We start from the raw sequence: 1,514 nt of genomic DNA, 5'->3' as shown, positions 1-1,514 counted from the left end.
GTAGCCACCCTCGTGCCCGCTGGCCGAGGGGTGCCGGGCCTTCCACGCGGTGAGGACCGGGCGGATCAGGTCCCACGCCTCATCGGACAGGTCACTGGGGTACGGCTTGCGTTCTGCCATGTCTTCCAGCAGAACGCGCCAGCCGGCGAACGCAAGACGATCAACTCCGCACCCCAGAGATCAACTCAAGCTGAGACCCGGCGAAAGCGTGCAGAACGCCCACTCAGGTCAGGATTCCTGAGCCAAGATCTTGACGCGGGACACCTACAGTCCCGGGCAGCTTCAGGATGTTCCTGGCTGGTGTAGCCAGCGGGGCGGGTGGTGCGGGAGGCGGTGTAGCGGGCGCGGTGTTGCTGGTTGGTGACGTTGGTCAGGCCGAAGGCGGTGCGGTAGATGAGTTGACGCTCGTTCCGACCACGGCCGGCCCAGCGGCCCCGCCGCCGGGCGCAAGGCGCGCCGCCATCTCCATGTTCGGTTTCATCCTTTCTGATCGGGTCTGCAAGCCAGCGACAGACCCCCGCCTTTCAGGATCTGCATTAGTCGGGCAGCTGCGTGGGTGAGGGGGATGACTTCCTGCTCGATCCGGCGGAATGGGGTGGGGCCCGCAGTCGCGATGGTGTTGTACGCGGTGGCCTCGGCTTCGGTCAGGTGTGGCAGGGTCGTCGGTGATGGCTGGATGGGACGACCCGCCTTGTCGTGGTTAATACCGTGCTGAGCGTAGTGGTGCAGGTCTGTGGCGCCCATGAGGATGGAGGTGACGTGCTTCGCTGGTGCGCCGTCTGGTGCGGGCTCGGCTAGCGCAGCGCGAAACTGGTCGAGGATCGTGTACCCGTCCGCGTCGATGTCGCCCCAGTAGACGATGTGGTCCGCGGTGCGGATCCAGGGAACGTTTGCTAGCAGGGTGGCTGCGGCTTTGCCGCCGCCCTCGACCACTATTGTGTCCCTGACTGGCGGGAACCAGAGGCGGGAGTCGCGGTTCTCGACGACGAGGACCACGCGTGGCTGGTAGGCGATGTCATGTACGTCACCGGTGGTCCAGGCGTCGTGCCTGCGGCGGCCCGATGCGGCGTGGTCGGGATCGACATATGTCAGGTGCATGACGGTCAGCCGGGGTCTGACTTCGTGTCGGACATCGCGGCCCGCGACATCGCGCAGCAGCGCGCCGTGGGTGTCAAGCCATTTGGTGTGCATACCGGGGACCGGGAGTTGCCGCAGAGTCCAGTTGCCAGCGTTGGGGTGCTGGTGTAGCCAGGTCACGGCACTGAGTAGTACCTCCACGTCGATGGCCTGGAGGCGGTAGACGGCCCGAAGGGTGGCAGGGGTGATGATCGCGTTGGCGGACCGTAGCGCCGATGCGAGCACGCGGGCACGGTTGATGTCCACGGTCGGTGGTGCAATGCCGGTTCGGGTGTCGGCGATGGTACGTATTCGGAAATCCCGTTGGGGCATGATCGTGGGCGGCGTGACCGTGGGGCACTCCGCTGGGGTCTCGGGGGTCGGGGTCAGCCGGGAGG

At 66.2% G+C, this 1,514-nt stretch carries 1 protein-coding gene and 1 pseudogene; both read right to left on the bottom strand.

The features are described 5' to 3' along the window. Nucleotides 1–120: pseudogene (locus BMG523DRAFT_RS22295) on the bottom strand (IS5/IS1182 family transposase); the annotation flags it as partial. A gap of 357 nt (nt 121–477) precedes the next feature. Continuing rightward, nucleotides 478–1,514 (bottom strand): Wadjet anti-phage system protein JetD domain-containing protein (locus tag BMG523DRAFT_RS22290; protein ID WP_051624021.1); only part of this gene is annotated, 1,037 nt, incomplete at its 5' end.

This window comes from Frankia sp. BMG5.23, from assembly GCF_000685765.2.
GTDB lineage: Bacteria > Actinomycetota > Actinomycetes > Frankiales > Frankiaceae > Frankia > Frankia casuarinae.
The sequence above is the reverse complement of the archived record's forward strand: the minus strand, read 5'-3'. Positions and strand labels throughout refer to the sequence as shown.